The 4,378-nt window shown below is 41.7% G+C and carries 6 protein-coding genes; all 6 read right to left on the bottom strand.

Features of this window, described 5'->3' with window-relative positions; all coding sequences use genetic code 11:
• Positions 1 to 150 precede the first annotated feature (150 nt).
• The 6 genes from HRQ60_RS23115 to HRQ60_RS23090 all read right to left on the bottom strand — a co-directional run bounded on the left by HRQ60_RS23115 (position 151) and on the right by HRQ60_RS23090 (position 4,159).
• A complete protein-coding gene (locus tag HRQ60_RS23115; RefSeq protein WP_172200933.1) occupies positions 151 to 438 on the bottom strand; it encodes a hypothetical protein in 288 nt (95 codons plus the stop codon).
• A gap of 62 nt (positions 439 to 500) precedes the next feature.
• Positions 501 to 1,067: a hypothetical protein gene (locus tag HRQ60_RS23110; protein WP_172200930.1), complete on the bottom strand. Its 567-nt coding sequence runs from the start codon at positions 1,065 to 1,067 to the stop codon at positions 501 to 503.
• A gap of 285 nt (positions 1,068 to 1,352) precedes the next feature.
• On the bottom strand, positions 1,353 to 1,688 hold the full coding sequence (locus HRQ60_RS23105) for a hypothetical protein (RefSeq protein ID WP_172200927.1): 336 nt from the start codon (positions 1,686 to 1,688) through the stop codon (positions 1,353 to 1,355).
• A complete protein-coding gene (fliS, locus tag HRQ60_RS23100; protein ID WP_172200924.1) occupies positions 1,688 to 2,086 on the bottom strand; it encodes a flagellar export chaperone FliS in 399 nt (132 codons plus the stop codon). Before fliS ends, HRQ60_RS23105 begins: the two co-directional genes overlap by 1 nt.
• A 35-nt stretch (positions 2,087 to 2,121) precedes the next feature.
• A complete protein-coding gene (gene fliD, locus HRQ60_RS23095; protein ID WP_172200921.1) occupies positions 2,122 to 3,759 on the bottom strand; it encodes a flagellar filament capping protein FliD in 1,638 nt (545 codons plus the stop codon).
• Positions 3,760 to 3,778: 19 nt separating this feature from the next.
• A complete protein-coding gene (locus HRQ60_RS23090; protein ID WP_172200918.1) occupies positions 3,779 to 4,159 on the bottom strand; it encodes a flagellar protein FlaG in 381 nt (126 codons plus the stop codon).
• Between the last annotated feature and the right edge of the window lie 219 nt (positions 4,160 to 4,378).

Genomic DNA, 4,378 nt, shown 5'->3' with positions numbered 1-4,378 from the left:
CTTCATTCTACACGAATCCGGCCGTGGGCCTTTTTATATTCAGTTCGAGGTGTTGCACTTCATTTTACAATCCGTCTAAATAAAAAAAGAGCCCTGACTCGGACTCTTCTTCGCAGGCTTATCCTGATTATTATTCTTCGACTTGCTGTTTCAGAAGTGCATCGGAAATAGAATGGCGACTGTATTGGCGTGAAGTGTCTGACGTTTTTGCTCATCTTCGAGATCTTCAGTGAGAAGAAACCAACCCGACATATCAACCTTTAGGTAAAACGGAGCATTAATACTAGCTATGTCTGCTTCAAGAAGTTCGCAAACAATAGTGACACGAACTTCTTCAGGATTTTTATAATCATGTTTAATCGAAAATCGCGTTTTTAATCGAATAGATTCTTCTGACTCTATAAAGTCTTGATTTAAAACGAAAATAGATTCATTCAATTGGTAATTTTCAAATTAAATAAAACTTTTGGACTGTTCATGTGCGTTTTCCTGGTTCGTCTCTACCCCACATTTCTCAAGATGACAGATTGTACTTCCCACATAGAATTATTTTTAGGGGAACAGTAGACTGCAGTCGGAATGAAGCTCTCAATTTCAAACTCGTCGATTTGGCTTTCATCTTCGAAAATGACAACCCCCGGTTGTTCTTCAAGAATCTCAAATCCTGCTTTAGTCAGATGTTCTCTGAATTCCTGACTGTCCATTTGCCCATAATAATTTTGGATTAGCTCCATTTTTTGTGTTTTCCATGTTAAAAGACCTCCTTCAATCACTCGGGGTGACTTAATGCAGGCTTCTGGATCTCTTACACTTATTACCCTGCAGTTAGGGACTCTTGATTGTACTCTTAACTTTCGATCTTTGGAAAGTTGGACAAACATGCTTTGAACGACAACCCGATAAGAAATCGCACAGCATAAGCCATTAATCATTTTCCCATCGAAAATTCGACTACTGGCGACACGGATTCCCAACGATTCTTTTTCGAGTTTACGAGTAAATAGCTGTCGAGCTACATGAGACTCTTCTCTGCCTGCAGAACTATCTAAATCGAGTAAGGTAGTCACTTCCGTTTCGATCTACGCTTCCACGATCCCATAGTGCGAATACTTTTTCTTGTACCCTTTTTCGTCTCCTACGATTCTCAAAAAACTTTTTTCCCTTTGAATTTGATAAGCGGTGGAACGTTCGGTTCCGTGGTGAGCTTTCATCTGAAAATGACTCATCATTTCCTGCTAAACTTTGTTGTATTTATTATACAAGTTATTCTCGAAATAATAAGACGGGCATTTATTCATAGAGTAGTGAGAATCACTATTCCATGAACAAATGCCCTTGAACTTTTTTCATTTCTACTTCCGGCTGTCCATCATATAAGCGTCGGGCGTATAAGCCGTTTCATAAGCGCTTCGCTGCGCTTTGGCCTGGTTGCGCTGCTGCAGCCAATGCGCCGCTTCGTTGCGCAAGAAATGTATACGCATTTGGATCGCGGCGTCTTGGCCGATCACCACTCTGATCCGCTGTTTTTCTTCTTCGATAAGCGGACTTACAGAAGCTTCTTGTTCAATCTGATCCACGATAATCTGCCGTCGTTCCATCAGCTCGGAGATCTCTTCGTAAGTCAGCGCACCCAGCCTGCTCTGGATGTCAGCCGACAACTCCTCGAGCAGCCTGATCGAATCAGACATTAGACTACGCTTCCGATAGAAGCAGCCGGAGCTGCAGAAGCGAGTTTGCTGGCTTCGATCCAGGTTTCTTTCAGGTCGCGCAGGTAGCCCAATGCTTCTTCGGCCGGTTCTTTGATTTTCTTGATGTTGGATTCGATCAGCAGGTGGTTCATGTATTCGTACAGGGCAGATAAGCTTTCCGATACTTCATACGAACGATCAAGCGTCGTTGTCAATTCGGCAATGATCGTTTGCGCTTTGCCGAAGAAAAGGTTGGCTTTCTCATTATCGCCAGATCCGAGCCCTTCGAGCGCGGTTTTAACGAAACGGATCGCACCGTCGTAAGTCATGATGAGAAGCTGCGCAGGAGACGTCTGGACGGCACTTTGACGATATTTTTCATATGGAGAAGACATCATATTCTTTATTCACCCTTTGTTTGTTTTATGTGTGATTAACCTGAAACGCCAGTCAGTTGGGAGAGCTGAGATTGGTATTTGTTCATCGAAGATTCCATTGCTGCGTATTGCTTATAATAACGGTTTTCTGTTGCAGAAAGTTGAGTCGTCAGCGTAGAAATTCTACTATTATATTGCTTAAGTTGACGTCCCATCACACTTTCAGTTTTGAATGTTGCACTTAAACTTCCATCAAATTTCGAAGTACCTGCGCGTTGTGCAATTGTATCCATCGCATTATCCATCGCAGTTGAAAACTTACCAAAAATAGAATCTTTGGTGTTGGTACCCGTGCCTTGTAAAGTAGTAAGCAGCTGCTCTGGATTAGCGGCTACCGCTGCTTTGAACTTTGTTTCATCAACATAAAGTTTACCATTTTCAAAATAACTTCCTGTTGTAATTCCCATTGAACTTAAAGGCCCCAGCTGATCCAAAATAGTGGATCGCATATCGCTAAGTACAGATTTTAATATGGAATCATTTTTAAGCATACCGCTTTTCGCTTTTTTCTCCCAAGCTGTAATATCCGTTTCGTTCATGGCAGAGCGTTGTTCACTCGTAAGTGGCTGAAAGTTTTTGAATTTCTCTTCATTGATCGAAGTATTTAACGAAGAAATAAGATTATTGTAGTCGGTAATAAATGATTTCACACTCTCTAATGCTTTGGTAGTGTCGATCGTTGTAGTGATATTCAAAGCTTTGTCACCCACGGGAGGAGTATTGAAATTAAAAGTATTATCTCCCGCAGCATCGGTTCCAGTAGATGCCCATGCTCCGGTCACTCCTTCGAATTTCATTTCTATCCCGTTGTATACGACCGTGTTACTTTGGCTTTTCAAAACAGAACCATTGATCGAAAATATAGCATTTTTCCCATCCGTACTGGTTGCATTTCCGCTACCATCTGTAGACAGAAGCTTCAAAAAAGAATTGCCCGCACTTCCTACTTTGACAGACTTCTCAAGTTCAGGAGGCTTCGTGTACCCTGTCGTTTTCGAATCGAACTTAAACTGCCCTGTAATCTCGTCGAATGAAGCTTTTACATTTAGAGTCGTGTCAGAATTGATTTGCGAAATTGCAGACGATAAACTTGTTCCTTTTACAAAACTAATCGCTTTTTCTTCTCCGTTAACTTTCAAACTCAGTTCGAACTTATCCGGAACCGTTAAGCCGGTCATAGCGGTATCGCTAGGATTATTGGCTTTATACGTCTGCTTCATAATATCTTCCAACGTTTGTGAAGACTTATATCCGTTTCCTAAAGCACTATTTACTTTCAAAGAAGCAGCTGTGGCAACCTGAGCCACACTGACCTTCATCGGAACACCATTAGCTGTTGCTGTTGCTGTCGCCTTAACTGCGCTAGTTGCAGAATCTACAATTGCTCCAACGCCGTCCTTGAGTACAGCGGTCTGCGTATTAAGAGCGGCAGAAGATCGATATCCCGTAAGACTCAATTTATTATTACGGAAATCGTATAATTTGCTATTCACTTCACGGTAGCTATCTCTTTGCCATTGAAGTAGGTCTTTACTTTGAGTTGTCTTGTCCAAAGGTACACGTTTGGTAGCCATCATATTCTTCACCAAACTATCGACATCCATGCCGGAAAACCCATTAATTCTTGTTACCATAAGTACTCCCCGCTCCTTTCTATACTCTCTTATCTAATAAAATCCCAGCCAACTCCATCATTTGAGCGACGAGATCCAGTGTTTTTTCTTTCGGTACTTCTCGAATAATTTCTCCCGTCTCTTTGTTCAACACCTTAACCAAGATTTCGTGCGTTTTCTCATGTATGCTGATATCCAGAGTTGTCTGCGGGCCTTCCAAAGACTTGACGGCATGTTCGATCCGTTGAATCAATTGCTGTTCGCCCAGCGATGCGGATATGGTTCCCTGTTGTTCCAGTCGATCGAGATCTTTAGAACCACGGGAAGCAGAAACCATCTTGCCGAGTTCTCCCAATCCTGAAGTTGCTCCCGTTTGGTTTGCTTGTGGAGCATTTGTTGTCATTGAAAATTGAATATTCATATTTCAAACGACCCCCGACTGTGTTCGATTTATACTATATATCGGTTAGAAGTACGGAGATTTTAGAGGGTTATTAAAGTATCCATGTTATACATGACACGTTTAGAATCGGATAACAATCTTATGTATATCTCATTACATCCTAGGGCCTGTACGCAAACTTCAAGAATGCCCTCAAATCTGTTAAATTAAAGACATGAGACGACGATACGATTTAAC

The organism is Saccharibacillus qingshengii (assembly GCF_013185195.1).
Lineage (GTDB): Bacteria > Bacillota > Bacilli > Paenibacillales > Paenibacillaceae > Saccharibacillus > Saccharibacillus qingshengii.
The sequence above is the reverse complement of the archived record's forward strand: the minus strand, read 5'-3'. Positions and strand labels throughout refer to the sequence as shown.